Source organism: Desulfovulcanus ferrireducens, from assembly GCF_018704065.1.
GTDB classification, from domain to species: domain Bacteria; phylum Desulfobacterota; class Desulfovibrionia; order Desulfovibrionales; family Desulfonatronovibrionaceae; genus Desulfovulcanus; species Desulfovulcanus ferrireducens.
Genome location: NZ_JAGUQP010000024.1, coordinates 18,452 through 43,994, shown reverse-complemented (window position 1 = coordinate 43,994; position 25,543 = coordinate 18,452). Strand labels below are relative to the sequence as shown.

Below are 25,543 nucleotides of genomic sequence, written 5' to 3'. Positions count from 1 at the left end.
GACCAAAAGCTGAGTTACGGTGTCTTGATGCACCAGAAAGTTGAACGGTCTGTCACGCCTAAATTCTTATTTCTTTATCTCTTAAATTTGAAAACAGGTGATGTAAACATACGAGAAAGTTGAAAAATAAATTTTATTTAAGGAGGTGAGTAAGATGGTGTCAAACTTGTTTTTATTGAATGATTTCTTTTCAAACGTGGCATATCCTGAACAAAATGGTCGTGGTTACATGGATGGATGGGGGCATATGGTAGGATATCCCTTTGGGGGAGCGGTTATGATGATCTTTATCCTTGTAGCAGTTGCATTAATCGTTTATTTTCTTGTAAAGAAGAATAGCCAGAAAGAAGCAAATGCAATGGATATTTTAAAGAAGAGATATGCCAGAGGTGAGATCTCAAAAGAGGAGTTTCAAAAAATGAAAGAGGATTTGGAGGAGTAGCAAGACTAGGAGAGATTAACTGCAAATTGTATGTTTTTTTGTAACATACAATTTGCAAGAATAGGCGGGCCATTGACAGTAACTTTCGGATCAAAATTTTTTAATCTACGGGGTAGGAGTTTTACTCTAGGCGATAACAGTTTTGCCAGATTTTCGGTCTGAAGAGTGTATAAGTGTCGTTTTGGCTGGAAAAAATTTCATTCGTTACGTAGAGATTTTTCGCTTCACCCAGAATGACGTAATCAGGATACCTGACAGATGCACCCGTTGCATGCTGGTCGGCCCACAGGGATCTGAATGGCCATAATAGTGTAAGGTCCGTGTAGTATCTGTTAGATATCTATGTTTAGCTCCTTGAGTTTCTTCCAGAGGACTTTTCTGCTTATGCCAAGTCTTTGGGCGGCCTCAATCTTTTTGCCCCTGGTCTGTTCAAGGGCCTTGAGAATTCTCTGCCTTTCATAACATTTGACTCCTTCCTCAAGAGGCAGATCTTCTGAAACACAGGGAAGATCTTCGGCCAGTTTCCTGATGACTGAAGGTAGGTGGGTGACATGGATACGGCTGCCTGTTGATAGAAGCACGGCCCTCTCTATTGCATTCTTGAGTTCCCTAACGTTGCCGGGGTAGTCGTAGGCAAGGAGACTTTTGTAGGCATCAGGTGAAATTTCGAGTCCTTGCTTGCCGTATTTACTGGAATATTCCTTTAAAAAATGATCTATTAGTGCGGTTAGATCCTCTCCCCTGTCCCTTAAAGGTGGCAAGTGGATGGGTACTACATTTATTCTGTAAAAGAGATCCTTCCTGAAGGTCCCTGCCGTTATAGCCTCTTTTAGGTCTTTGGCCGTGGCAAAGATCGTCCTGACATCCACCTTGAAACTCTTATATCCACCGAGCCTGGTAATTTCCTGGTCCTCAAGCACCCTGAGGAGCTTTGCCTGCAGGCTGAACGGCATGTCTCCGATTTCGTCAAAGAAGATGGTACCGCCGTCTGCGACCTCGAACTTGCCCTTTCTCGCCTGAATTGCCCCGGTAAAGGCACCTTTTTCGTGGCCGAAGAGCTCTGATTCAAGGAGATTTTCAGGGATGGCCGCACAGTTTATCTTTATGAAAGGCTTGTCTTTTCTCGGGCTTAGGTTGTGGACGGCATTGGCCACGAGTTCCTTTCCTGTCCCGCTTTCGCCCTGGATGAGGACTGGTACGTCTGTGGGGGCTACAGTGGCTATAAGATCAAACACCGCCTTCATCGCTGAGCTTTCGCCTACAAAATTTTCAAACTGGGTCTTCTCCCTGATAGTTTCCTTGAGTCTGACATTCTCGAGCTGGAGTTCACGATAGTTAAAGTATCTGTCGACTACTATGAGAAGCCCTTCATTTGTAAATGGTTTGCTCAGGTAGTCAAAGGCTCCCTGCTTTATGGCAGACACAGCGGTCTCTATCTCAGGAAAGGCGGTAATAATTATTACCCCAACATCCGGGCGGATTTCTTTGGCTTGGGTAAGGACTTCCATGCCGCTTAGGCCAGGAAGCCTCAGGTCAGTTATAATCAGGTCAAAGGGCTCCCGACTCAAAGTTTTGATGCCTTCGTCTCCATCTTCGCAGGCGGTTACAGAATAACCAGCACCAGCGAGAGCGTGGTTTACTCCAAGTCTTACTGAAAGTTCATCTTCTATAAGCAGTATTCTGCGTTTCATGTCTTTTCATTTCCCTTTATGGGCAGTTTTACGATAAACTTTGCACCGGCCCCTTTTTTAGAAATAACCTCTATGCTCCCTCCGTGCTGTTCTACAATTGCTTTAGACACGGCAAGACCTAATCCTGTCCCTTTTCCCGGTTTTTTTGTGGTGAAAAAAGGGTCGAATATTCGGGCCAATATTTCAGGGTCCATTCCCGGTCCCGTATCAGTTATTGAGATGACGCACATCTCGTCTTCTACCTTTGAGGAAAGAAAAAGTGTGCCTCTGTCTCCCATGGCATGGGCGGCATTTATAATTATATTAAGGAATACCTGTTGAATCTTATTCGGGTCTACAGGGAGCAATGGAATATCTTGGCTAAGCTCTTTTTTGATGTTTATGCCTTTCTTGGATAGCAGGGCGTCCGCTAAGTTGAGACTTTCTTCGAGGAGAGAGTTAATGGATGATGGGACGATGGTGATAGGTGTTTTTCTTGCAAAGTCCAGGAGTTCTCTAACTGTATTTTGGATTTTAATGAGGCCAGAGTTGATTACCTCTATATGTTCCTTTTTTGTCTTCTCATCCATGTCGGTTTCTGTGAGATTTTTGAAGCAGAGGATTATCCCTCCAAGGGGGTTGTTTATCTCATGAGCAACTCCTGCGGCGAGATTGCCCACGGTGGCCATCTTTTCAGTCTGACACATCATGTCAAAGGCCTTCATTTTTTCTTTGTTTGCTTCACGCAACCTCTTAACCATCCAGGAGAAGCTCGCCTGGAGTCTGCCGATCTCATCTCGCCTGGGAGTTGGTTCAGGACATTTGATATCCAGGTCTCCTTTCTCGGTAATTTGGTCCATGGTCTTTGCCAATTTTATAAGTGGAGTTGCAAAAGTTTTAGCAAAGATGCCGATAAAGGCCAAAGAGCCCATCAGCATCAGGGCTATCATGGAGATAATTTCATTTCTTAGTGTCCTGATTCCCTCTTTGACCTCTTGCAGGGAAAAACCGACCCGGCACACGCCCCAGTGTTTTGTGCTTATTTTCAAGGGGGCAGCGACATCGACTATCTCGTTTCCGTTGTTGTCTGTGGTTTTTTGAACTGTTATGTCTGTTGCTTTAAGAGCCTGTTTCGTTATATGGTCTGTGTATATTTTGCCGTACTCCTTTATGTTGCTATGGGACAGTACCCTGCCCTTAGGGTCAAGAACAACCACATAGACTATGCGTTGATCCTTGTGCATTATGTCTGACACATAATAATCTAGGTAGTCTGTCAGGCTTATATCTTCCACGAGCCCTAGTTCCTTATAAACCAGAGCATTGGTGAAAATCACTCCTGATATTTCCGCGATGATCCTTGCCTGATGAATTGTGTCCTGGGTATAGAGTTTTTCCTCCCGCTTGATTATTATATAGCCTCCAAGGCCTGCGAAGATAAAGATAATGAGAGATGTTGCCAGGATGAACTTGCTTTGAACCCCCAAGAAAAATCTCACTTTCTAACCCCTAACTTTACCCCTTCTTTAGCGAGATATGAGATCATATTCCTGATCGGCTCGTAGTCGGAATCAGCTACTTCGGCAAAACCGTACCTTATATTCACATCCCATGAGTCCATTATCACTTTATTTGCCGGGTTGTCGTAGTTAAGCTCAAGGAGCGCTTTCTTCAAAGATCGCATTACTTCGTGGTCCGTGCCTTTACGCGCTACGATTAAAAATCGAGGTAACGGATCTGTTTGACCGATAAATTTTATTCCCATGTCCTTATATTTCATCGCAACAGAGTCAAGTACGACTCCCGCATCAAAGTTGCCCCTGAGTACCTCTCTTGCCACCGAGTCATGATATCTGAGGTTTTTGTAATAACCGAGGTCAGTAAGCCTTATGCCCTCCCTGGCGTACAGGTGATAGAGGGGGGCAAGGTTTCCAGATGTTGAGCGCTCGGACGCAAAGGCAAAGCGTTTACCTCGAATGTCTGCAATGGTGTTTATTTTTTTGTTGTCAGCCCTTGTAATGAAAATGCCCTGACATAGAGGTCTTTTGTCTTCCCTTAGTGTCGCCATAAGTGGGATAACTCCGGCAGCCTTTTTTGCCTCAAGGTATGTCAAGCCGGCGAGCATGGCCACCTGCACACTGCCATCGCGCAGGTAAGTAATAATATTTTTGTAGTCCTGGCTTATTTTGAGTTCGAAATGATAGGGGGTATGTTTTGTAAGGTAATCCATAAAAGGCTGATAATTTCTGTACATGACCAGGGGATGATAGAGTGTGATTACCCCAAAATAGACGGTTTTCTGCGATCCCGGTTTCTCCTTGGTCTCAGCATTTAAGCGAGGTGTTGCCGAGGCCAACAAAAATAAGACGGTAAATATGATTGAAAACAGGCGTATACGATCCATAATCATCCTTTAAACATGAAATATCAAAAGGGGAGGGGTTCGTAAACAGATTCGAGCGTGGTGGAGCCAATTAATATAAGCAAAAAAAAGCCTTGGTCAACCTCAAAAGCGTCAGGAGTCTGTGGCCAAACCCCATTTTGACTACCAGATTAGAAATCAGGGCTGAAAAGAAATTATGGAAAATTGTCCTCTGAGTAGGGGGCACAGACTCTAAGAGCCACAAAGTCAATTGTATTGAATAGGTTATTTGTGCTACTTGCGGTATTTTAAACCAGAGGTTTTTCTAAAAGGCTGATGAAAACTGGGAAAATTTTTTGTCGCCCTATGTAAAAGCCCAAGTATTTTCAGATGCATTTTCGGCTTTTAGAGATGAGCCGATAATAAGCCCGCTTGAGCTAGGTGACTCGTCAGGGGCGACTTTTAAAAACAAAGCAGTTTGAAGGACGGTTTCCTTAGATGATAACTGTTACGCTGCAAGGGCTCTGGCTTGCAACTTTATCTGCCGTACAAGTTGATTTGAACAGTTTTCGTTCAGAAGGATGACGGCCGCCGACAATCACGAGATCACATTTCTCTTCTGCAGCCGCGGCTACTATCTCCTTGGCGGGTTCCCCCCGTCTGAGTTTCAGGTCGTAGAGGATTTTTTGTTCTTTTGCCTTTTCATTAAATTCGTAGATAGCCTGCTGGGCTGCGGATGCGCGTTCTGAAAGGACGTAAGATACAAATTGCTCTTTGGTCGTCCCTGGGACCAGCTGGTCAACGTAGCCGTAGTGGCATAACTTGTCGTCCATGACGTGTACGACAGTCAGTTGGGCGCCGCTGGTCTTGACAAGGTAGAGGGCATAGTCCTCTGCTTTTTTCGATGCCTTGGAGCCATTCGTTGCAAGAAGTATCTTTTTAAACATAAAATAGTCTCCTTAAAAAAAGTAGGGGTAGAAAATTCTACCCCTGTTATTATAAATTTAAGATTCAGACAGGTTGTTTATTTGAGCAGGGCGGCCAGGAGAACCATTGCTACGCCCAAAACGATTACAACCAAGTCCTGTTTTCGCGACTTTGACAGTCCTTTTTTAGATTTTTCGCTCATCTAAATTAACCTCCTTTCTGTAATCTTTTTTTGTTACCAGTACTCGACCTAGCAAGGACTGCCTCTTTAATTCATGAAGGTTAGAACTACCAGCAAAGCTAAAGCGGCTTTGGTGCCTGCGACAAGAAACCCTAAAACGAAACCGGATAATCCGGCAGCTTTCAGGTCGGCGAGCCTGGTAGTCAGGCCGATACTTGCAAAACCGAGGAGAAAGGCCCAGTTCATGAAAACCTTGGCCTGATGGATTTCAGGTTTGCTAAAAAGTCCCATGGTATTGAGCATGACAACAAAGAGGAAGCCGAGTACAAAGACGGGGAACTTGTCCACAATAATCTTGAATTTATTAACATTCACTTGCTCTTTGGCAATTTCGGCCTCTTGGCTTGCAGCCATGATAGCAAGGAGAAGAACAACAAACGGTAGGAATATTACTCTACCGATATTGTAGATACCAGCGATTAATCCTGCCTGTTCGCTATATCCGAATCCGGCAGCCAGAACCTGTGCTGAGTTTACAATACCAACACCGCAGAAGGCACCATACTGGGCATCGCTGAGATTGAGCAACTTGCCGATGGGCGGGAAAACCAGCAGAGCCAGAAGACCAAACATGAGTACTACGGCAATCGAATAGGCCATGTCTTGGTTTTTTGCTCTAACAGCCGGTGCAATAGCAATTGTTGCTGAAACGCCGCAAACGGAAAGGCCAGAAGCTAGACATGCTCCCAAAGCAGTTGGTAAGTTCAGCTTTTTGGCTACCCACATCATGACGATAGCTGTCCCAAAGAGGAAGATACTGATGTACAGGAGTGCCTGACCACCTACTGTTAGCAGGCCGCTTAGAGAATATTTGGCACCCATTATAACAATGCCTGTCTTGGTCAAAATTGTGGAAAATCTCAGACCTGGCTCAAATCTTTTAGGAACACCAACGGTGTTTTTAATCAGTATCCCAAACAAGATAGCAAGAATGAAGTCCTTTAAAGACAGGTAAGTCTTAAAAAGCGGATACTGGCGCAGATAGGGTGCGATAACGTATGCTGCAACAGCTACAGCAATAACAAGAATAGCTCCAGGAATGCTATCTATGAATTCCTGGGCAAAAGATTTAGGTTTCTCCACGGACACTTCGTGTGCCACACCTGCCCCTACTTCTTGTGACATATCTACCTCCAAATTTTAAAATGTTAATTGGGTTTCTTTGGCATTAAGCCTTTCTACTGTGGATTAGCCTCTCCTCCTGCTTCTTCAGTCACGCACAACCAGTGGCTGAAGGTGATTTATGGCGTTTGGCAAACGGTATTAAGACGTCGGTCGCGGCCACCAGAAGCAAGGAAGGTGCCAAAGTTTATTTGAGGCGGGGATTGGGGGAGACTGGTGGAGAGGAGATTTTTTAGACGTTTGGTCTAAACTGATTTTTAAAGGAATGATTTTTAAATAGGCTGTAAAAACAGGATGTTATATGTAAATTTTTCCCCATTTTTATCCTTGTAAGTTTTAAGTTGGCAGGAGAATTCAATCGTTGAACGGGTAGGGTTTTCTGAGACTTGTCTTTTATTGCGCAGGTTAGATGTTCCTTTTCTGGAACAATGTTAAATTTTGTGTTCCCAAATGGGAACATGATTAATGATTTTATTCTCATTATCCTATAGAATCTATGGCCGAACCCCATTTTGACTACCAGATTAGAAATCCTGGTTTCTTGAAAGCCTTGCAAAGGGCTGGGTAAGCCATCTTGAGCTTAGCTTGCGGAAAGCAGAGCATCGGGGTGACAAAGCTAAATATCCGGGACTATTTGCCATAACTATCTATAGTTTAAATTGAGCGATTTTTTGCAGTTCAAACTTTGAGATTGCTTCGCTACACTTTGTTCCACTCGCAATGACAGGAGCGAGTTCGTCATTGCGAGGGCAGCGAAGCTGTCCGTGGCAATCTCACCCATTGAGTGAAAATCGCTAAAAACTTTGGTATGATGCAACTGCAAAAATTAAAAATTTACAATTTTGACAAAAAACAACCTATAACCTGTTTAAATAATTCAACATTCATAATTCAAAATTCAACATTGCCTGCAAAAAAGTCCCTTTTGGCAGGCGCATCAGGTATAATTAAAAGAAAATTCGTTTATCCAAAACATTCGGGAGCGTCAGTGACCGAATGATCTCCTAACGTAGAGAACGAGATTTTTCGCTTTGCTCAGAATGACGAAACCAGAACAGCTCGCAGATGCATCCATGAGCTCCAATAAGCTTGTAAATATCTGGTTGGACGCAATTGCAAAAGTAGTTTTTATAAATTTTCAATAGAATTTTCACAATGCAACATGTTGAAATAACTAAAAACTCAAAATCCATAATTACAAACTCCATGCAAAAATGCTAATTTTTGCATATCCATCCGGTCGTGAAAAATAGAATAATTAAAATGGACATTTACATAATTTTGCGGCAGACAAAAAAAGATGGCTATTAGTAAATTAAAAATAACTTTCCATTCTAAACACATTCTTCCTCTGCTCATCTCCGGAGCAGGAATCCTGGTTTTGTGGATAGCCACGGCCATTCATCTTTTTTTCATTCACACTCAGCTTAAAGAACATTTACGCCAGGAAGCTGAGCAGGCCCTGTCTTTTGTCCGTCTTCGGCTAGTAGGTCATATAGAAACAGTTGGTCTCATTCCAGATCCCCCCGCGTACCTTAAAAATCTTTCTTGGTTGGTGGATGAATTTCAAAGTCAGCCTCTCCTCTATGGAGTTTTAGTATGGCAGGAAGAACGATTCTTTTTAAATAGCTTTCCTCAGGCGAGACTCCCTGAAAAAGATCTTCTTTTGTCTTGCGGTCAAGGGGTTGAAAAGGACTCCATTTACTACGTGTGTCAGCCTTTTAAAGAATGGCCCCAGCCTGGAGTAAATATTTTAGTGGGTATTGATGTCGGTTTTGGGAGAGTTATGTGGATGGAAGGATTATGGCATGGTGTGATTACAGCCACAGGCGGCAGCTTGATTATGCTTGTTCTTGGAATTTTTCTTCAGAGATTAAGTCGCAGGCAGGAAGAGCTCAGTAAGCAGCTTGTAGACGCTGAAAAGCTGGCCGCCGTGGGAAGGCTGACCTCTATGCTTGCACATGAGGTACGCAATCCTCTGAATTCTTTGAGTATGGGCCTGCAATATTTAAAAGAGCTCGGTCAGCCAAAGCCAGAGCTTCTTGTCAAGATGCAAAACGAAGTTAGAAAGTTAGATGAGCTTATTTATGAACTTCTGCAAGTGGCCAAAGGGATAGAGGTTAGACCAGTGAGAATGGAGGCCAGAGATGTTTTGCATGCACTTGAGGAGGAATATTTACCTCTGGCCAAAAGTAAAAAAGTCCATTTTGAGCTGGTTCTTGATAATGACTTTTCTTTCCAGGCTGATTTCCGCTGGATTATGCGGGCCATGGGCAACCTGGTGCGTAATGCCCTGGAAGCTGTGCCGGAAAATGGCTGGGTGCGGGTGAAAGCCTGGAAAGATGGGGCAAAAGTTCATCTTCAGGTTAAAGACAATGGTCCTGGCATAGAAAAACAAGTATTGAAGCAGATTGCTCGTCCTTTTTACACGCAGAAGAAACAAGGGTTTGGCCTGGGTCTTTTTTTAGTAGAAATGGTGGCCAAGGCCCATAATGGTAAGCTCATTGTTGAAAGTAAGACCGGTGAAGGGGCTGAGTTTACGCTTGTATTGGTTGAATAGTAGGTTCTAAAATAATCAACCTAATAAACCAGTAAAGTAAATATGTCTCAAAAAAGGATTTTAATCATTGAAGACGATTCCTCGCAGAGAGAGATCTTGTCTGATTACCTTGTCCATCATGGCTTTTCAGTAGTTACTGCTATGACGGGTTCAGAAGGAATCAAGCAGGCGCAGGATAAGAGCCCTGATTTGATTTTGCTCGATTATAAGCTTCCCGATGCAGATGGGCTGGAAGTCCTCACCGAGTTAAAAGAGAGGTTGCCCTTAACCCCTGTCATTATAATTACTGCTTTTGGTTCGGTAGACAAAGCCGTGAACGCCATGCGCGCGGGAGCTTTCTATTATTTAACCAAGCCTGTGCACCTGGAAGAATTATTGCTGCTTATCGAGAGGGCCCTAAAGAAGGCCAGGCTTGAACAGGAAGTTGCTAGTCTGCGCCGCCAGGTAAGTGGGTGGCCGGATTTTTTGCCTAAAGAGATCATCGCCCAGAGTTCCGCCATGAAGGAACTCTTGAATTTGGCCAGAAAGGTGGCCGAGACAGAAGCCACTGTGCTTCTTTTAGGGGAGTCAGGCACGGGAAAGGAGGTTTTAGCCGAACTCATTCATCGCCTATCACCCAGACGAGATAAACCATTGGTACGCATAAATTGCGCGGCCATTCCCGGCGGGCTTCTTGAGAGTGAACTTTTTGGTCATGAAAAGGGTGCCTTTACAGGTGCGACCAAAGCTAAACAAGGTTTGTTTGAAGCCGCTGACCATGGAACCATTTTTCTGGATGAGATAGGAGATCTCCCTTTAGAACTTCAGGCCAAGCTCCTACGAGTTTTGCAAAATGGGACATTTACACGCGTGGGCAGTGTTAAGGAAATTAAAGTTGATGTGCGGGTCATTGCGGCCACCAATCGCAATCTTGAAGAAATGGTCAAAGAAGAAAAGTTTAGAGAAGATCTCTTCTGGCGGTTAAATGTATTCAGTCTAAACATCCCTTCCTTGCGTCAGAGAAGAGAAGATATTGGCCCCTTGGCCGATTTTTTTTGCTCCAGGTTTGCCCAAAAATATAACAAGAAAATTAAGGGGTTTACGCGTAAGGCTCTGGAGGCTTTGCTGACCTACGATTTTCCAGGCAATGTGCGCGAGTTGGAAAATATTGTTGAACGGGCTGTGATTCTTACTGAAAGTGACTATATTACCCTGGAAGACCTGCCTCCTTATTTGCATAAAAGCAAAGGGTCTAATCCTGCTCAGGACTTTTTTGATCTGCCCTTAATGGAAGCCGTTGAAAAGCTGGAAAAGATGCGCATTGCTCAAGCCATGCAAGAGGCAGAAGGGATTAAGACCAAGGCGGCCAAACTCTTGGGTATTTCAGAGCGGGTTTTACGGTACAAGCTGGCCAAATATGGGTTGGAATGATTGCCTAGACTTGGCTGAAAAGTAGATCTTTTCTACTATCGAGTCAGTGGCCGAACCTTACTTAAGAGGACAATTTTTCATAATTTTTTCAATCCTGATTTCTTTCATGCTGGTGCAAATGCCTGGACCCATCTATAGCTTGCTTGCGGGTAGAGCATAATGGGGCATTTAGGATAAATGAATATTCTTTTTATTGTCGATAGTTATTGGTAAATAGTCCCGGATATTTAGCTTTGTCACCCCGATGCTCTGCTTATCCGCAAGCTTCGCCAAGATGGTTTACCCACCCCCTTGCAATGCATTCAAGAAACCAGGATTTCTAACCTGGTAGTCAAAATGGGGTTTGGCCACTGAATCTATCTAGTATTGGTCGTCTAACCACATCTCTTTCTGAAATCTTACCACCCTGTTTCTGCCCTGGTTTTTGGCCTCGTACAGAGCCACATCGGCGAATTTGATGGCTTTATAGAGCGTATCGGCATCGTTGGGGTACTCAGCAACCCCGATGCTGACGGTCTTATTTATTTTCTGGCCTCTGGGTAGCTCGAATTTATACTGTTCAACACTGGACCGGATTTTTTCCGCCACCTTTTCTGACATATTCGGTTCCACTTGCGGTAAAAGCACTAAGAACTCTTCTCCTCCATAACGAACAAGCAAGTCGGAACTACGGATATTCTTCTTCATTATTTCTACCAGTTGTTTGAGGACTGCATCGCCTGCCTGATGTCCATACTTATCATTAACCTGCTTAAAATAGTCCAGATCTACCATCAAAAATCCAACATTTTTTTCTTCCCTTTTTGATAAAGGTTCAAATTGCGCGATATATTCCTCTAGAAATCTTCGATTGTGTGAGCGAGTTAAAGGATCGCGCAAGGCTTGCTCTTTGGACATTTCCAAAAGTCTGAGTGATGCAAGGACAGGGGCTGTTTCATCCAGATACTTCCTAATGATAACGAGTTGTTCACTGCGTGTATCCCATTCTGACTTGGGGATCAGAAAAGAAATCACTGCCCCGACTTGTCCACCCATAACCAAGGGCAAACAGCAACGATAATATTTGGTCTGATCACAGTTAAAGAAAGGACAAAGAGCAGGATTGTTTTTTGAACAGATCTCTTCGGTCATTCTTTTAGCTCTACACAGTTCCGGGGAGAGAAGGATGTCACGTTTACAAAGTGGTTCAGAAGGAACATTGTCCAAAACTGGAATCATGCGGTTGTCACTGGAGTTAACTTCAAAGATCACAAATCGGCTCATGTGAAAGGTGTTTTCAGAGACGTATTTTAACTGCTCATAGACTTCGTCTTTACTGTACACACCTTTGATGTCTCTGCTAAACGAGGTGAGCTTTGCCATTTGCTCTAGTCGTGAAGATACCTCGTCAAGGGATAGGATCCGCCTTGAGTTTTCTTTGGTGCGCAAGACCTCGTCAAGAAGTTGACCAATGCGGCTAAGGAATGTCTTCCATAAGCGCATCATGGTGTTAACAACATTGCGCATTTCTGTAAGTTCATCTCCTTTGCGCAGTACATAGACAGGACAATTCAGACAAGAACCATATTTATTTAAGAACACACAGCTATTTCTCCATTCCGGAGAAATAGCCTCCGAGCCTGTCTCCAGATAACAGACCAGTGATGGATTTTTGTGAACGGGACATTCTTCGTGGTTACAATGCAATACTTCTAGACAGTGTATATGATCAGTTTCAAATCTATCCGCAAAGTCATTGGTATGTGATGCAATAATCATTTTTCTTAGTCTAGCAAAGAAAATCTTAATTCTTTTAATGTTCAAGTAAAGGGCTGATATGATAGCTAGAAAAGGTAAGAATAATATGTTAAAGAAATAGAAGATTGCATTTTCGTTTTCTTTTTGGTTTAGTTTGGCGTCATAATTTATGGAAATCCCTCCTATGATATTGCCACTGTTGTTTTTTACGGGGATTATGGAATAATATATTTGCCCTTTTTTATTTATAGAAAGGAAATTAATATCTGCGTCTAAATCAAAAAGTATTTTGCGATAACTTTCTTTTTGAAAATAGATCCATTTTTTTCCTTCTGTAAAATTTATGTCTGGCTCGAGAGTCGATTTTAAACTTTTGTCAACAAAAGTAGCAATTCCAATACCCTTTGGCAGTTGTATGTTGGTGACAATTTCTTGAACATTCAGACTTACTTCAACAATGCCGAGCAAGGAGTCGGCACTAGTTATCGGACACACTACCTGAATATTAAGCCCATGGTGTCCCGGAACTATCTCCCAGAGCATGCGTAATTCTTCTCCTGCCCTGGACGCTAATGGTTTTTCTCCGGATAAGTCCGTACCTTTTACATTTAAATCTTGTGTATTTAAAAAGCTGACAGCAGGAGGAATCATAAAATGATAGGATAAAGATGTGTAACCAGAAACAACGCGCATACGGTCAAGGTATGGAAGGACAATCTTTTTTAAAAGGTCACGGTCCTGGGTTTCAAGTGCTTTTTGAATTTCAGGGTTTAGTGAGAGCGAAAATGCCTGGGTTTGGGCAAACCTGGCCCCCTTGTTTATCTCATCTTGTATCCCGGAGGTAATAAGCTTTAATTGATTTTCTATATTGCTGCCTAAGTGTCTCGTAAGGGTGTTTGTAAAGTAAAGCATGCTGACAGTTAGGCATAAAATTAACAAAATTGTAGGTAGGTATAGAAATCTTCCGTTAAGGCTCCATTCTTCTGGGTTAAGAATTTTGGACAAAGAAAATTTTATCTTCTGAATTTTTTTGTCCTTCTTACTTTTGAAATCATTTATTTTTATCATAGCCCACCTATGTTGTTAGACAGTATAATAGAATTTAGCATAGGAAAAATTACAGGCTAATTCAACCCCCCTTTGATAATTTTTTTGGTGAAAGACAACATTTTTTTGTTCAAAAACGTTAATTTTTTTTGAAGCAAACAGACTTTATTAACTTTTTTTAGCGTTTGGAGGCAACATCTTTGACAAATATCGAAATTTCCTTGTATTTTTTATGTCAAATAAGAGTTAACATTTACTTAATAAGTCTAGTCAATGGGGTTCTTTCCTTGAGCTTTGCTCATAGGGGCTTGTTCAAGGAAAGATTTAAGATGCAGGTCTCAGATAATTCATAGCGTTTGTCCACTTACCGTTTAAATTTTATTAACCGCAAACCCTTTACCGTTTTTTATTAAACCTGTAGACTTGTTTTGAAGTTCAGTACAAAATCGAGCCCCGAAACATGCTTTGGGTGAACTTTACAGCTTAAACTTTAACTTTTTTTGATGCGCTATTATCCAATTTTTTTAGACCTCAAGGACAAGACTTGCCTGGTGATTGGCGCCGGTAAGGTTGGTCGGCGAAAAATCAGGACCTTGCTTAATTGCGGGGCAAAAAAGATTTTTGTTCTTGATCCCTACAACTGTTTGCCTGAGGATTTATCTTCCCATCCTCGCCTTGAATTTAAAAGAAATAATTTTCAGCCCAGCGATTTAAACGAGGTCAGCCTGGTTTTTGTCTGTACCAACGATAAAGAACTAAACCAGACTATTGCCTCTGAATGTAAAAAAAGAAATATTTTTTGCAATGTAGCCAACGCCCCTGAACAGGGCGACTTTATTCTTCCTTCTATCTTTACTCAAGGTGATCTATGTCTGGCCATATCCACTGGCGGGCATAGCCCGGCACTGGCCAGGAAGATCCGTCAGGACCTAGAGCAAGTCTTCGGTCCCGAATACTTTTTATTGACCAGGCTTATGTCTAAGATTAGACCTTTGGTTCTGTCTCTTGGTCTTGAGCAACAAGAAAATGCGAGTATTTTTCGCCAACTAACTTCCTCTGAGCTTTTAGATGCCTTAAAATTAAAGGAACTGGGGAAAGTAGAAAAAGTTTTGAAGAAAATTTTGCCTCCAAACCTCCATATGCATATAGGAGGACTGATTGATGATATCTCTAAGAATTTTTGACTTAGGTATTGCACTGCTTTACTTTGTAGCTGCGATACAGGTCTTGGCCGGTTTTCTCTTCCGGCAAAAAAAACTGCAAAGTCTAGGCAACTATCTGACCGTAGCAGGTTTTGGCCTGCATAGTATAGACCTTGGTTTGCAATATTTTTTTTATTTTAAGGAGACCCTCGTCCAGAGCCAGTTCTATTTTAGTTTATTAGCCTGGGCCTTTTTGCTGGTTTTTTTCTTACTCTGGTTTAGACTAAAATTAAAATTTTTATCTCTAATTGCTGCCCCTCTGGCTTTAATACTTTTTTCATCTTCTTTGGCTATTTCCCCGAAAGTCATCCCAATCCCTCCACGGCTAAGTGGCCTCTGGTTTGCCCTGCACATAGGCACGTTATTTATTAGCATGGGGTTTTTGGCTATGGCTTTTGGAGCCGGAATTGCTTATTTATATTTAGAAAAAAAGATTAAAACCAAATCCAGACTTTCTTCTTTTTCCAAGGATTTGCCTTCCTTGACTGCCTTTGACCGCGCCAATCACCTGGCAGTGACCTGGGGATTTCCCCTCTTTACTGTGGGAACTTTGTCAGGATTTATCTGGGCTGCCTTTACCTGGAAAAAAATATTTACCTGGGATCCAAAGGAAATTTTGGCCATTATCATCTGGCTATTATATGCTTATCTTTTTCATCAACGCCTTGCCCTGGGTTGGAAAGGAAGAAAACCGGCCAAACTGGCCATTATTATTTTTGTCCTGACTGTAATCTCCATGCTCGGAGTTAATTTTTTAATTCCAACTCATCACAGTTTTAAACCATAAATAGCGAAGCGATGCAGAAAATATATTTGTTTGGTTTAAATCACCGCACAGCCAGTGTTGAGGTGCGGGAGAAATTTGCTCTGACCAACTTCAATCCCTTAAAAGAGGGTTTAATAAGCCAGGACGGTCCCATAACCGAGGCACTGGTTTTGTCCACTTGCAACCGGGTTGAAATCCTTTGTGTTGGAAGTGCTGCGCAAGAAGATGTGGAAAATAAAGTCTTAAATACCTGGGCTGGATTTTGTGCTGCGGATATTAATCTGTTGAAAAAAAATATGTATTTTTATCAAGACTTGGGAGCGGTAGAGCACCTGTTTACCGTGGCCTCCAGCCTGGACTCTATGGTTCTAGGAGAGCCCCAAATCTTGGGGCAGCTTAAAGATGCCTACCGAAAAGCAGTAAAAGAACAAACAGTCAAAGTAATCATCAACCGGCTTTTGCACAAATCCTTTTCTGTGGCCAAGAGAGTGTGCACAGAAACAGCAGTGGCTGCCAATGCCGTATCCATAAGCTATGCGGCGGTGGAACTTGCTAAAAGGATATTTGGTGACTTGTCCAAACATCGGGCCATGCTCGTAGGCGCCGGGGAAATGGCTGAATTGGCAGCCATACATCTGTTAAACAGTGGTGTGCAGGAAATTTTGGTGGTCAACAGGACCCTGGAACGAGCTCAAGAATTGGCCTGCAAGTTTCAGGGTAAGGCAGCGTGTCTAGATGATCTCCAGGACAACCTGCTTACAGTGGATATCGTTATAAGTTCAACCGGCGCTCCTTCAACTATTATTCAGGCCAGGGATTTAAAAAAGATCCTTAAAAAGAGAAAACACAGGCCTATTTTTTTTATTGATATTGCTGTGCCCCGAGACATTGATCCTGACGTCAACCTTTTGGACAATGTCTATCTCTACGATATTGATGACTTAAAAGAGGTTGTGGAAGAAAACCTGGCCAATAGGAAGGCAGAGGCTGAAAAGGCCAGGATGATCATTAAGCAGGAAGTAGACAAGTTCGCCCAGTGGCTTAAGTCCCTGGATTTGAATCCTACCATAGTGGATTTATTGGCCAAGGGAGAAACCATCGCCCAGAGAGAGCTCAAAAGAACACTGCGTGGCTTAAAGCAGGATGTTGATGAGAAGACCTATTTAGCTATGGAAACGTTGGCCCAGTCTTTGGTGAAAAAACTTTATCATGAACCGATTATGTTCTTAAAAAGACGAACTCGCGAGGAGGAAAATGCGCAAAAGTTCATAGATTTAACCAGACGAATGTTTAATCTGGATAACGAGCATATACCCGAAAATGCACACAAGGACAGGAAACGATGAAGAGGGGAAAGGGTAAAACGGAGAGAAGACAATATAATAGTAGTTAGCAAAGGGAAGCGGTGAAGTAAGGAGGAGAAAATCATGCGTTCATATTATATTGAAGAAATAAACCAGGATCATATTAAAAAATTTGAGCAGTATCTTAGAGAGCAAGGCTACCAAGGCCCCATAGATGATATTTTCTGGCTGCCATTACCTGTTGATACGTTAAGCGAGAGACAATCTGATCATCTTAAGGACTGCGGTCCATATTATCTGGCGTTGGAAACAGGAAAAAATTGGCTTAAACTGGAACTTTTAGTGCGGGCCAGGGGCAAAATTCGCTGTGAGTGTATTACCTATGCCACGCCAGCACAAAGAGAGAAAATGATAGAACTCCTTGATGATATGTTAAAAAATCAAGATATTCCCGTCTAAATTTGGGCGAGATGGTAAGAAGGTAAGGAAAATACCAGGCGAGCCAGACCTCACCGGGTAAGATTAAATCTCAAAACTCAGTCTTGCCATTGAACTGTTAAATTGATATTTTTTTCCCAAAAGCGGATAAACATATCACTGGTCATTGTCGTATTAGCTTTTAACAAGGAACTTACACCTCTTCAAACTCTAAGCTTATAATTGAACAAGGGAGGTTATTCTAATGCAAGCACAAGAAAAGGTTACTCCATTAAGGCATGAGGAACAGACAGGGGATAATAAGCAGCAATTTGCCAAGGATATCATTGCCAATTCCCGCAAGGATATGGGAAAAGTGGCCATGATTATTTCGATTCTTTGTGTCCTGCTCCTGGTGGTCTTCTTTTTTGGCCTGAACCAGAATCTTTCCGGACTTTCGGCCAAGGTAGAGGAACTTTCCAGCTTGAAAGGGGATGTTCAGAGTCTGGACAGTAAAATGCTGAGCATGGAGCAAAAGATTGCTACTTTGGAAAATTTGCCACAAATGACCAAGAATATGCTTCTCTCCAATATTTTACAGGAAATGTCTCAGAAGGCAGCTTATTTAAGCTCGCAAGTATCCACCGAGGAACAGAGCGCAAAGCTGATGCAGGCTAAAGAATTACTGCAGCAGGTTCAGGTCGAGCTTGGCTCTGCTCAATAATTTTTTAGGTGCGAAGATGGGAAGTTAGGGATTTAAGAAATTAGGGTGGAAAGGCAACCTCTATTTCTTCCTATCTTCCCATCCTCTTATCTTCTCAACTTCAATTATTCAGACTTTGTAGTGGCGCAGGAATAAGTCCGCCCAGACGAATAAATTTTTCAGAGAAGCCTTCGCGCACAGGCATAATTGTGGCTTCACCTAATAGCCCTCCAAAGTAGGCTTTATCTCCTGCCTTCTTTCCGGGCACCGGGATAATCCTGGTAGCTGTTGTTTTTCTGTTGATTACACCGATAGCCATTTCATCCGCGATTATAGCGGCCAGGGTCTCGGCTGAGGTATCCCCGGGCACAGCCACCATATCCAGGCCTACGGAGCAGACAGAAGTCATGGCCTCCAGCTTTTCCAGATTCAGGAAACCATCCCTTGCTGCATTGGCAATGTTTAAATCTTCACTGACGGGAATAAAGGCCCCGCTTAAACCACCCACATATGAGCTGGCAAAGGAGCCGCCCTTTTTCACCGCATCATTGAGCATGGCCAGAATAGCCGTACTTCCCGGTACTCCGATACTGTCCAGGCCCAGAGACTGAAAAATTTCGCCTACACTGTCACCAACATTGGGGGTAGGGGCCAAGGAAAGGTCAACAATGCCAAATTGAACGCCTACTTTTTTGGCTACTTCCCGACCAATGAGTTCTCCGATTTTAGTGACTTTAAAAGCCGTTTTCTTGATTGTTTCTGAAAGCATTCCCAAGTCTGCTTCCGGATTGGCCTCCAGTGTCCGGTCAATGGCCTTTTTGACTACCCCGGGACCGCTGACGCCGACATTGATCACGGCTCCTGGCTCGCCCACTCCCAAATAGGCCCCGGCCATAAAGGGAATATCCTGGGGGATATTGGCGAAAACACACAATTTGGCACAGGCCAGGCCATCTCTGTCGCGTGTTAAATGCGCGGCTTCCTTGATGGTTTTGCCCATCAAATAAACTCCGTCCATATTTATGCCGGCCTTGGTGGAAGCCACGTTAACTGAAGCACAGACTCGTTCAGTCTGGGTCAGGGCTTCCGGGATAGCTTCTATCAAGGACAAATCGCCAGTAGCCATGCCCTTTTCCACCAGGGCTGAAAATCCACCGATGAAATCAATTTGGACCTCCCTGGCTGCCTTATCCAGAGTCCTGGCTATTTCAACCATTTGTTCTGAATCAAAAGGTGCGGCGACAATAGCCATGGGACTAATGGCGATACGCTTATTCACCACTGGTATGCCATACTTATCACCTACTTCATCACAAACACGGACTAAATCTTTTGCAGTGGAAACTATCCTAGTATAGATCTTGTCAAAGAATTTAGATAAATCATCAGAGGCACAATCAAAGAGAGAAATGCCAAGTGTCACGGTGCGCACATCCAGATGTTCATTTTTGATCATCTCGAAAGTAGAAAGAACCTCACGTTCTGAAAGCATGGCCTACCTCGCTAAATCCGGTGAATATTTTCAAAAATATCCCGATGTTGAATAGTAAATTTTAAGCCAACGCTATGGGCTGCTTGCTCCAGTTCATCTCGTAACTGTTTAAAATTTGTACTTAAAGGAACCGCGATCTCAAAAACCATGACCATCTTGTCAGGAAAAGTTTGACTATGATTTATGGCCTTAAGTCCCGTGATATTGCATCCAAAATCGCGCATAATTCCCGTAAGTTTGGCTATCTGGCCCACTTTATCCTGCCCTATGGCGGTAACCACAAAAGGGTCAGCCGGCTCATCTATCCATTTATTTGGCTTGTCGGCTGGTTTTAATATAACTGTCAGTCCCCATGGGTTTAAGGCCTGTTCAAGAGTATGTAAAATATCTTCGGGATCGACCTGGTCAGGCTTGCTGAAGATATAAATGGCAGCGAACTCCCACTGCAATATTGTCTGTGACAGATCTTCAATATTACAGCCAAAATCGGCAAGTATCTCCGCAACCTTGGCAACGATCCCTGGCCGATCCTGGCCAAGTACTGACAGGGCAAATTTTTGCATTATTATCTCCACGTCTTCCTGTCTTTTTGACTTCTAAAAGAGCCTGTGGCCAAACCTCTTTATCAATTCAATTGCTATTGTTCATTCCTGTCTTGGTTTCTTTCATGCTGGTACAAAGACTTGGATCCATCTAAAATTTGCTTGCGGACAGAGCATAATGGGGTGTTTTGGGTAAACAAATATTCTTTTAATTATACCTAAGTTGAGCGATTTTCACTCAATGGGTGAGATTGCCACGGACAGCTTCGCTGCCCTCGCAATGACGAACTCGCTCCTGTCATTGCGAGGAGCGAGCGTGAGCGAGGCGACGAAGCAATCTCAAAGTTTGAACTGCAAAAAAATCGTTAAAATTAAACTATAGATACTCATGGCAAGTAGTCCCGGATACTTAGCTTTGTCTCCCCGATGCTCTGTTTTTTAAGCAAGCTTCATTAAGATTGGGTTACCCAAGCCGTTTGTAATGCATTTCAGAAACCAAGACTTTCAATCAGCGGTTAAAATAGGGTTTGGCCACAGGAACTAAAAGAGCAGTTACTCCAGAATTTTATGTATCTCCTGGCGAATGACCTGTAAAAATTTGGGGAAGGCTTCTTTTAAAGTTGGAGTCAGCTCCATGTTCCAGTCGAGCTTTTCAGGCTCAATACCAATTACAGTCAGATCTGGTCTTTTGCCCAGAAGCTCGGCCATTTTCAGGGAGTCCAACAGGTCAATATCGTGCAAGGACAAAGATTGATCTTTATTTTCAATCAAATCCTTTTCCTTTAGCCGATAGATAGTTCCTGGCTCCTGGCCGCCACGGACAGCATCAAGGACCAGCACATGGTCATATTTTTCAAAGAGATAAAAAAGATCCTGGGTAAAGGTGCCGCCGTCGAGAAAGTCAACCCCGTCAGGCCAGTCTTCCTTGCCAAGCTCCTGAACCGCGTATACGCCCACGCCTTCGTCCATAAGTAAAATATTGCCAACGCCTAATACCAGTAATTTTTTCATAAGCTGCTATCCAAAAATAAAGGGCCGTTTATTTCTAACGGCCCTTTGTTGTCACGTCAATTTTTTATCCGGATTAATCTATATGTACAACCTGCTCCTCACCAGTCTCAGCGTGCAGCACGTGCACGGCACAGCCCAGTCACGGGTCAAAGGCGCGGATCAAGCGCCCGACATTGACTGGATTTTTGGGATCCGGAACAGGAACGCCAATCAAGGCCTGTTCAATGGGACCCCTTTGATTCATGTCATCCATGGGAGAAGCATTCCACAGGGTTGCAGAGACGATCTGGTAGTTATCTATTACCGAATCTTTAACTTTCAGGTAGTGAAGCAAGCTGCCGCGTGGGGCCTCTGTAAGTCCCATGCCTTCGCCTTGTTCTGGTACCTCAGAGGGCACATAAGTTTCAGCTCCGGGTTTTACTTCGGCAAGCCACTGTTCAACTGCCTGAGCCACCAGCAATGCCTCTTCGGCACGAGCAATGTGACGACCCAGTATGGAGAATGCCTTGTCGCCGAAATCGCGCATTCTCTTAAAGCCAGCTTTCCTGGCAACAGGGCTTAGTTCGGGATTGGTAATCCACATTCTGGCCAATGGGCCAACTTCGTGGGGTATATCGTTGTAACGTGGAGCCTTAACAAAACTGTAGGCAGTCGCTTTCTCCGGAGCGGGCACGGTTTTACCTTCGCTGGGATGCAAGCCTGTAGTTGAATCGTCAAACCAGGAGTATTTGACGTATTCTTTGATTTTAGCAGGATCCAATGGGGCGTCTTTGCCATTGGTATAGACGCCGGGTTTGAGCAGGAACTCTGTTTCTTCATCATTTAATGGGAATACGCCATAAGAGATTACATTTTTCCAGCCTGTGCCTGTTTCCAGTAGATCCGGATAAACAGAACCCAAGGCATAAACCAAAGGCAGGTATTCTTTTTCGATGAACTCTTTGACTTTCTTGAAGTTGGCAGCAAAGTGCTTGATTTTTTCTGCGGTTGGAATCTCTGTAGTACCGCCAACAACCAAGCCCTGGACATGAGGCATCTTGCCCCCAAACATGGCTACCATCTCGTGGCAGATCCGTCTGATTTCCAGAGCTTTCAAGTATTGATCAACCCCGATCTGGTTTGTTTTGGCATCTACTCTGACATCATTATTTTTGTACCGAGGCACAAAAGGAGCAACATCAGGGCCATTGACATAGTCAAGGGCAGCCAGATGGTAAAAATGCAGAATATGAGATTGCAAATAGTTGGCGCCAAAAATGAGATTGCGCACAATCCTTCCATTGGTGGTTACTTTGACGCCAAAGGCCTTGTCCTGTGCGAGCACCGAGGCCGTGGCATGGGCAGTAGGGCAAACACCGCAGATTCTTTGCACAATCTGGGAGGAATCCCTGGGATCACGGCCTTTCAGGATGTTTTCAAAGCCGCGAAACATGCCGCCAAAACAGCGGGCATCTACTACTTTGCCGTCCTTTACTTCTACCTCGACTTTCAGGTGACCCTCGATTCTGGTCACTGGATCTACCGCAATTTTTATTTTCTTTCCTGGAGCGCCAGCCGCCATAGGCGCCTGCTTTGCTCTGCATCCAGACATAATTTATCCTCCTCGATATTTAATTTAAGTTTAGAGTGTGAAGTTTGGTTCCAGAGTTGATTTAAGCTCGTTTTGAGGAAAAGTTTAAATCTCGAAAGTTAAAGATAACATGTGTTTCCTCTATAAGGTTCATTTCCCCACACTTTAAACTTTAAAATAAGTTACATGCCCTCATAAAATGGAGACATCTCATCAGGGAAGCCAGGTTCAACACATCCAATACAAATAGCGTTCTCTACACACCAGTTTATGCCGTTATTCCATTTTCTCTTGAAGCAGTCAGCATTGGCATTTGGCCCTTTACAACCCAGCTCCATGCGGCAGCCTTCCTTTTGTGTAAATGTCTCACACATTACTCCATCGTCGGCATATTTCAGGTAAGGACAATTTTCATGGATGTTTTCTCCATAAAACATGGTTGGCCGGCCATTATCATCCAATTCGGGAATGCCGTGCATGAGAGCATGCGCAATGGTTCCGACCATCCAGTCAGGATGGGGCGGACATCCGGGAATATTTACAACAGGAGTCTTGATACCCTTCTCATCGAATATAGTCTGGACTGAACTGGCCTGGGTCAAGTTACCCTCTGCGCCGGGAATGCCGGCATCAAAACATGCACAGGCGCCAAGAGCCAGCACGGCCGCGGCTTTTTGACCAAGCTCCTCAGTCAGTTCGAGCATGGTGATTTCTCTATGATGCATTTCGCCCACAATACAGTACTTGCCGTTTGCTGCTTTAGGGATAGCTCCTTCTACAGCCAGGAAGAACTTGCCCGCAAACTTTTCAGCCACTTCATACATGTGCTCAAGAGCCATTTCTCCTTCGGAGCCCATGATTGTGGGGTGGAACTCCAGGCTGATAATATTTAACAAAACTTCTTTGATGCTTGGATGCACTGTATTTAAAAGCGATACGGAACACCCTGTGCATCCCTGGCCCTGGACCCAGATCACCGGTGTCTTCTTTGCTGCCTCTTCCATTGCTCGAACAAGAGCTGGATGGAACATCTGGGAAATCCCAAGGCCAGCAACTGTGCCGGTGCACAATTTGACAAATTCACGTCTGGTTAAACTCATACCCCTCCTCCTACAATTAGGTTAATTTGAGTAGGTTAGTAAGTACTACAAAAAAATTGTAAACATACTGACCTACCAATTCACATACCAATATGTAACTTTATTCAAATATCGGGCGAATATTAGCTATACATTTAGCTTATTTTAATCAAAAATTTTTATAATTAGCAATAAAAATTAAATAAAAGCATAACTATTTTAGAATTGTATTTTTCCAAGATTATCTTTTTACAAAAGGTAATACCTTGAGGGGGTGGAGTGAGTGATGAGAGCTGAGGACATTGAGTTTATTGGCTAGGTCGGGTAAGGTAGCCAGAAATTCTGGCCATGGAGGAGTTATGAAAAAAAAGATATATATTTTATTTATAATCTTAATCTGTGTAGGTCTCGGTTTGGTTTATTTTGTCTTTGGCGAGAGGAAGAAACCCATTATTAATGTTTCTCCGGACCTAATCTACACTAATGCTCAAAAAACTTTTCAAGTAGTAGCTAAAGATGAGGGATTGGGTTTAAAGCAACTGCGGGTGATTTTAAAGCAGAACATGAAGAGAATCACTGTCCTCGAACAGGTCTTTCCGGCCAAGACCATGACCTGGTCCGGTGAGTTTAAGCTCCCGAAACTTAAACAGGGGCCTTTTGAGTTGCTGATAATTTGTACTGATAGGTCATGGAATAATTGGGGCAAGGGCAACACCAGTCTTTATGTAAAAAAAATGGTTTATGACACTAAAGCGCCGCTCATTTCACTGGTCAGCAAAAAACACAATTTGTCCCAGGGCGGTGCAGGGCTTGTTGTATACAAGGTTTCCGAGGATGTTACCCAGACGGGAGTTGAGGTAGGAAAATATTTTTTTCCAGCATACAAACAAAAAAACGGTCTTTATTATTGTCTGTTTGCCTATCCATATGATGCACGGCCTGGGGAGGATATGCCTACGATTACGGCTCTTGATCTGGCAGAAAATAAGGCCAAGTCAGGTTTTTATTATCACCTAAACAAGAGAAAATTTCGGCATGATAAAATCAATATCAGCGACAGGTTTCTAAAGGCCAAGATGCCTCAATTTCAGTCCATTTTCCCGGAAGAAAAGGACTTGTTGCACCTATTTTTGAGAGTAAACCAGGATCTTCGGGCCAAAAACCGCCAGGAACTCCGTAAAATCGGCCTGAAAACAGCTGATCACTTTTTGTTTACCGGCCAGTTTTTACGCCAGCCAAATGCTGCCCGCAAGGCTTCTTTTGGTGATCATCGAAGTTATTATTATCAGGGTCAGCTCATTGACAAGCAGGTCCATCTGGGCATTGATCTTGCCTCCCTGGCTCAAGCCCCGGTTCCGGCAGCAAATAACGGAAAGGTTGTTTTTGCCGGGTTTTTAGGGATTTATGGTCAGGTAGTCATTATTGACCATGGCCTTGGTTTGCAGTCACTTTATGCCCATTTAAGTCAGATTGATGTTCAGGAAGGAGAGTCGGTACGCAAGGGACAGATTATCGGGAGAACCGGCTCAACCGGCATGGCTGGTGGAGATCACCTCCATTTTGGTATCGTTATTTCCGGACTACCGGTGAATCCGGTTGAATGGTGGGATTTAAACTGGCTTAAGAATAATATTCTGGATAGATGAGGTAAGCGGCAGGCCCATGGGCCTGCCGTTGCTAAAGAGCCTCTTGCCAAACCTTTTTATCAACTTAATTTCCAAGGTTTTATTTCGGTCTTGGTTTCTTTCATGCTGGTACAAAGACTCGGACCCATCTAGAGCTTGCTTGCGGACAGAGCATAATGGGATACTTTGGGTAAACGAATAGTCTTTTAATTATACCTAAGTTTAGCTATTTTCACTCAATGGGTGATGAGATTGCCACGGACAGCTTCGCTGCCCTCGCAATGACGAACTCGCTCCTGTCATTGCGAGTGGAA

20 protein-coding genes are annotated in these 25,543 nt (G+C 43.4%); 9 read left to right on the top strand and 11 right to left on the bottom strand.

Going from position 1 to position 25,543, the window contains the following annotated elements; translation table 11 throughout:
• Positions 1-154 precede the first annotated feature (154 nt).
• Positions 155-442: an SHOCT domain-containing protein gene (locus KFV02_RS09025; protein ID WP_252381221.1), complete on the top strand. Its 288-nt coding sequence runs from the start codon at positions 155-157 to the stop codon at positions 440-442.
• Between the two features lie 332 nt (positions 443-774).
• Here KFV02_RS09025 and KFV02_RS09020 read toward each other — a convergent pair whose 3' ends face one another.
• The 5 genes from KFV02_RS09020 to KFV02_RS09000 all read right to left on the bottom strand — a co-directional run bounded on the left by KFV02_RS09020 (position 775) and on the right by KFV02_RS09000 (position 6,767).
• Positions 775-2,133: a sigma-54-dependent transcriptional regulator gene (locus KFV02_RS09020; protein ID WP_252381220.1), complete on the bottom strand. Its 1,359-nt coding sequence runs from the start codon at positions 2,131-2,133 to the stop codon at positions 775-777.
• Positions 2,130-3,407 carry an ATP-binding protein gene (locus KFV02_RS09015; RefSeq protein ID WP_252381219.1) on the bottom strand — a complete coding sequence of 426 codons (1,278 nt, stop codon included), beginning with the start codon at positions 3,405-3,407 and terminating at the stop codon, positions 2,130-2,132. Before KFV02_RS09015 ends, KFV02_RS09020 begins: the two co-directional genes overlap by 4 nt.
• Before the next feature lie 200 nt (positions 3,408-3,607).
• A complete protein-coding gene (gene phnD, locus KFV02_RS09010) occupies positions 3,608-4,516 on the bottom strand; it encodes a phosphate/phosphite/phosphonate ABC transporter substrate-binding protein (RefSeq protein ID WP_252381218.1) in 909 nt (302 codons plus the stop codon).
• A 452-nt stretch (positions 4,517-4,968) separates the two neighbouring features.
• Entirely contained in the window at positions 4,969-5,421 is a 453-nt protein-coding gene (locus KFV02_RS09005; protein ID WP_252381217.1) for a universal stress protein, read from the bottom strand.
• A gap of 248 nt (positions 5,422-5,669) precedes the next feature.
• Complete coding sequence (locus KFV02_RS09000; protein WP_252381216.1) at positions 5,670-6,767, bottom strand: YeiH family protein; 1,098 nt, start codon at positions 6,765-6,767, stop codon at positions 5,670-5,672.
• A gap of 1,297 nt (positions 6,768-8,064) precedes the next feature.
• Between KFV02_RS09000 and KFV02_RS08995 the strand changes: the two genes are divergently transcribed.
• The gene (locus tag KFV02_RS08995; RefSeq protein ID WP_252381215.1) at positions 8,065-9,324 is read left to right on the top strand and encodes a sensor histidine kinase; all 1,260 of its coding nucleotides are present in this window, start codon (positions 8,065-8,067) and stop codon (positions 9,322-9,324) included.
• Positions 9,325-9,366: 42 nt separating this feature from the next.
• The gene (locus KFV02_RS08990) at positions 9,367-10,734 is read left to right on the top strand and encodes a sigma-54-dependent transcriptional regulator (RefSeq protein WP_252381214.1); all 1,368 of its coding nucleotides are present in this window, start codon (positions 9,367-9,369) and stop codon (positions 10,732-10,734) included.
• 360 nt (positions 10,735-11,094) lie between these two features.
• Here the strand turns inward: KFV02_RS08990 and KFV02_RS08985 are convergent, their stop codons facing one another.
• Complete coding sequence (locus tag KFV02_RS08985; protein ID WP_252381213.1) at positions 11,095-13,539, bottom strand: diguanylate cyclase; 2,445 nt, start codon at positions 13,537-13,539, stop codon at positions 11,095-11,097.
• 482 nt (positions 13,540-14,021) lie between these two features.
• Between KFV02_RS08985 and KFV02_RS08980 the strand changes: the two genes are divergently transcribed.
• The 5 genes from KFV02_RS08980 (at position 14,022) to KFV02_RS08960 (ending at position 17,931) form a co-directional block, all read left to right on the top strand.
• On the top strand, positions 14,022-14,702 hold the full coding sequence (locus KFV02_RS08980; RefSeq protein WP_252381212.1) for a precorrin-2 dehydrogenase/sirohydrochlorin ferrochelatase family protein: 681 nt from the start codon (positions 14,022-14,024) through the stop codon (positions 14,700-14,702).
• The gene (gene ccsA / locus KFV02_RS08975; protein WP_252381211.1) at positions 14,680-15,507 is read left to right on the top strand and encodes a cytochrome c biogenesis protein CcsA; all 828 of its coding nucleotides are present in this window, start codon (positions 14,680-14,682) and stop codon (positions 15,505-15,507) included. Before KFV02_RS08980 ends, ccsA begins: the two co-directional genes overlap by 23 nt.
• An 11-nt stretch (positions 15,508-15,518) precedes the next feature.
• Positions 15,519-16,832 (top strand): glutamyl-tRNA reductase, encoded by a 1,314-nt coding sequence (gene hemA / locus KFV02_RS08970; RefSeq protein WP_252381210.1) that lies wholly within the window; start codon positions 15,519-15,521, stop codon positions 16,830-16,832.
• An 81-nt stretch (positions 16,833-16,913) separates the two neighbouring features.
• A complete protein-coding gene (locus KFV02_RS08965) occupies positions 16,914-17,249 on the top strand; it encodes a hypothetical protein (RefSeq protein ID WP_252381209.1) in 336 nt (111 codons plus the stop codon).
• 223 nt (positions 17,250-17,472) lie between these two features.
• Positions 17,473-17,931, top strand: coding sequence for a hypothetical protein (locus KFV02_RS08960; protein ID WP_252381208.1), 459 nt, complete (start codon positions 17,473-17,475; stop codon positions 17,929-17,931).
• Positions 17,932-18,031: 100 nt separating this feature from the next.
• Here the strand turns inward: KFV02_RS08960 and KFV02_RS08955 are convergent, their stop codons facing one another.
• The 5 genes from KFV02_RS08955 to hysB form a co-directional block, all read right to left on the bottom strand.
• A complete protein-coding gene (locus KFV02_RS08955) occupies positions 18,032-19,402 on the bottom strand; it encodes a PFL family protein (RefSeq protein ID WP_252381207.1) in 1,371 nt (456 codons plus the stop codon).
• A gap of 11 nt (positions 19,403-19,413) precedes the next feature.
• Positions 19,414-19,965 (bottom strand): glycine cleavage system transcriptional repressor, encoded by a 552-nt coding sequence (locus KFV02_RS08950; RefSeq protein WP_252381206.1) that lies wholly within the window; start codon positions 19,963-19,965, stop codon positions 19,414-19,416.
• Positions 19,966-20,496: 531 nt separating this feature from the next.
• A complete protein-coding gene (hysD, locus tag KFV02_RS08945; RefSeq protein WP_252381205.1) occupies positions 20,497-20,955 on the bottom strand; it encodes a NiFeSe hydrogenase maturation protease in 459 nt (152 codons plus the stop codon).
• A 73-nt stretch (positions 20,956-21,028) separates the two neighbouring features.
• Positions 21,029-22,546: a NiFeSe hydrogenase large subunit HysA gene (gene hysA / locus KFV02_RS08940; RefSeq protein WP_252381204.1), complete on the bottom strand. Its 1,518-nt coding sequence runs from the start codon at positions 22,544-22,546 to the stop codon at positions 21,029-21,031.
• Positions 22,547-22,707: 161 nt separating this feature from the next.
• On the bottom strand, positions 22,708-23,625 hold the full coding sequence (hysB, locus tag KFV02_RS08935; RefSeq protein WP_252381203.1) for a NiFeSe hydrogenase small subunit: 918 nt from the start codon (positions 23,623-23,625) through the stop codon (positions 22,708-22,710).
• A 338-nt stretch (positions 23,626-23,963) separates the two neighbouring features.
• Here hysB and KFV02_RS08930 point away from each other — a divergent pair, with 338 nt between their 5' ends.
• Positions 23,964-25,250 (top strand): M23 family metallopeptidase, encoded by a 1,287-nt coding sequence (locus tag KFV02_RS08930; protein ID WP_252381202.1) that lies wholly within the window; start codon positions 23,964-23,966, stop codon positions 25,248-25,250.
• The last annotated feature ends 293 nt before the right edge of the window (positions 25,251-25,543 follow it).

Coding starts and splice junctions, on each gene's coding strand:
- KFV02_RS09025 (WP_252381221.1), top strand. CDS start 155: ATGGTGTCAAACTTGTTTTTATTGAATGATTTCTTTTCAAACGTGGCA.
- KFV02_RS09020 (WP_252381220.1), bottom strand. CDS start 2,133: ATGAAACGCAGAATACTGCTTATAGAAGATGAACTTTCAGTAAGACTT.
- phnD (WP_252381218.1), bottom strand. CDS start 4,516: ATGGATCGTATACGCCTGTTTTCAATCATATTTACCGTCTTATTTTTG.
- KFV02_RS09005 (WP_252381217.1), bottom strand. CDS start 5,421: ATGTTTAAAAAGATACTTCTTGCAACGAATGGCTCCAAGGCATCGAAA.
- KFV02_RS09000 (WP_252381216.1), bottom strand. CDS start 6,767: ATGTCACAAGAAGTAGGGGCAGGTGTGGCACACGAAGTGTCCGTGGAG.
- KFV02_RS08995 (WP_252381215.1), top strand. CDS start 8,065: ATGGCTATTAGTAAATTAAAAATAACTTTCCATTCTAAACACATTCTT.
- KFV02_RS08990 (WP_252381214.1), top strand. CDS start 9,367: ATGTCTCAAAAAAGGATTTTAATCATTGAAGACGATTCCTCGCAGAGA.
- KFV02_RS08985 (WP_252381213.1), bottom strand. CDS start 13,539: ATGATAAAAATAAATGATTTCAAAAGTAAGAAGGACAAAAAAATTCAG.
- KFV02_RS08980 (WP_252381212.1), top strand. CDS start 14,022: ATGCGCTATTATCCAATTTTTTTAGACCTCAAGGACAAGACTTGCCTG.
- ccsA (WP_252381211.1), top strand. CDS start 14,680: ATGATATCTCTAAGAATTTTTGACTTAGGTATTGCACTGCTTTACTTT.
- hemA (WP_252381210.1), top strand. CDS start 15,519: ATGCAGAAAATATATTTGTTTGGTTTAAATCACCGCACAGCCAGTGTT.
- KFV02_RS08965 (WP_252381209.1), top strand. CDS start 16,914: ATGCGTTCATATTATATTGAAGAAATAAACCAGGATCATATTAAAAAA.
- KFV02_RS08960 (WP_252381208.1), top strand. CDS start 17,473: ATGCAAGCACAAGAAAAGGTTACTCCATTAAGGCATGAGGAACAGACA.
- KFV02_RS08955 (WP_252381207.1), bottom strand. CDS start 19,402: ATGCTTTCAGAACGTGAGGTTCTTTCTACTTTCGAGATGATCAAAAAT.
- KFV02_RS08950 (WP_252381206.1), bottom strand. CDS start 19,965: ATGCAAAAATTTGCCCTGTCAGTACTTGGCCAGGATCGGCCAGGGATC.
- hysD (WP_252381205.1), bottom strand. CDS start 20,955: ATGAAAAAATTACTGGTATTAGGCGTTGGCAATATTTTACTTATGGAC.
- hysB (WP_252381203.1), bottom strand. CDS start 23,625: ATGAGTTTAACCAGACGTGAATTTGTCAAATTGTGCACCGGCACAGTT.
- KFV02_RS08930 (WP_252381202.1), top strand. CDS start 23,964: ATGAAAAAAAAGATATATATTTTATTTATAATCTTAATCTGTGTAGGT.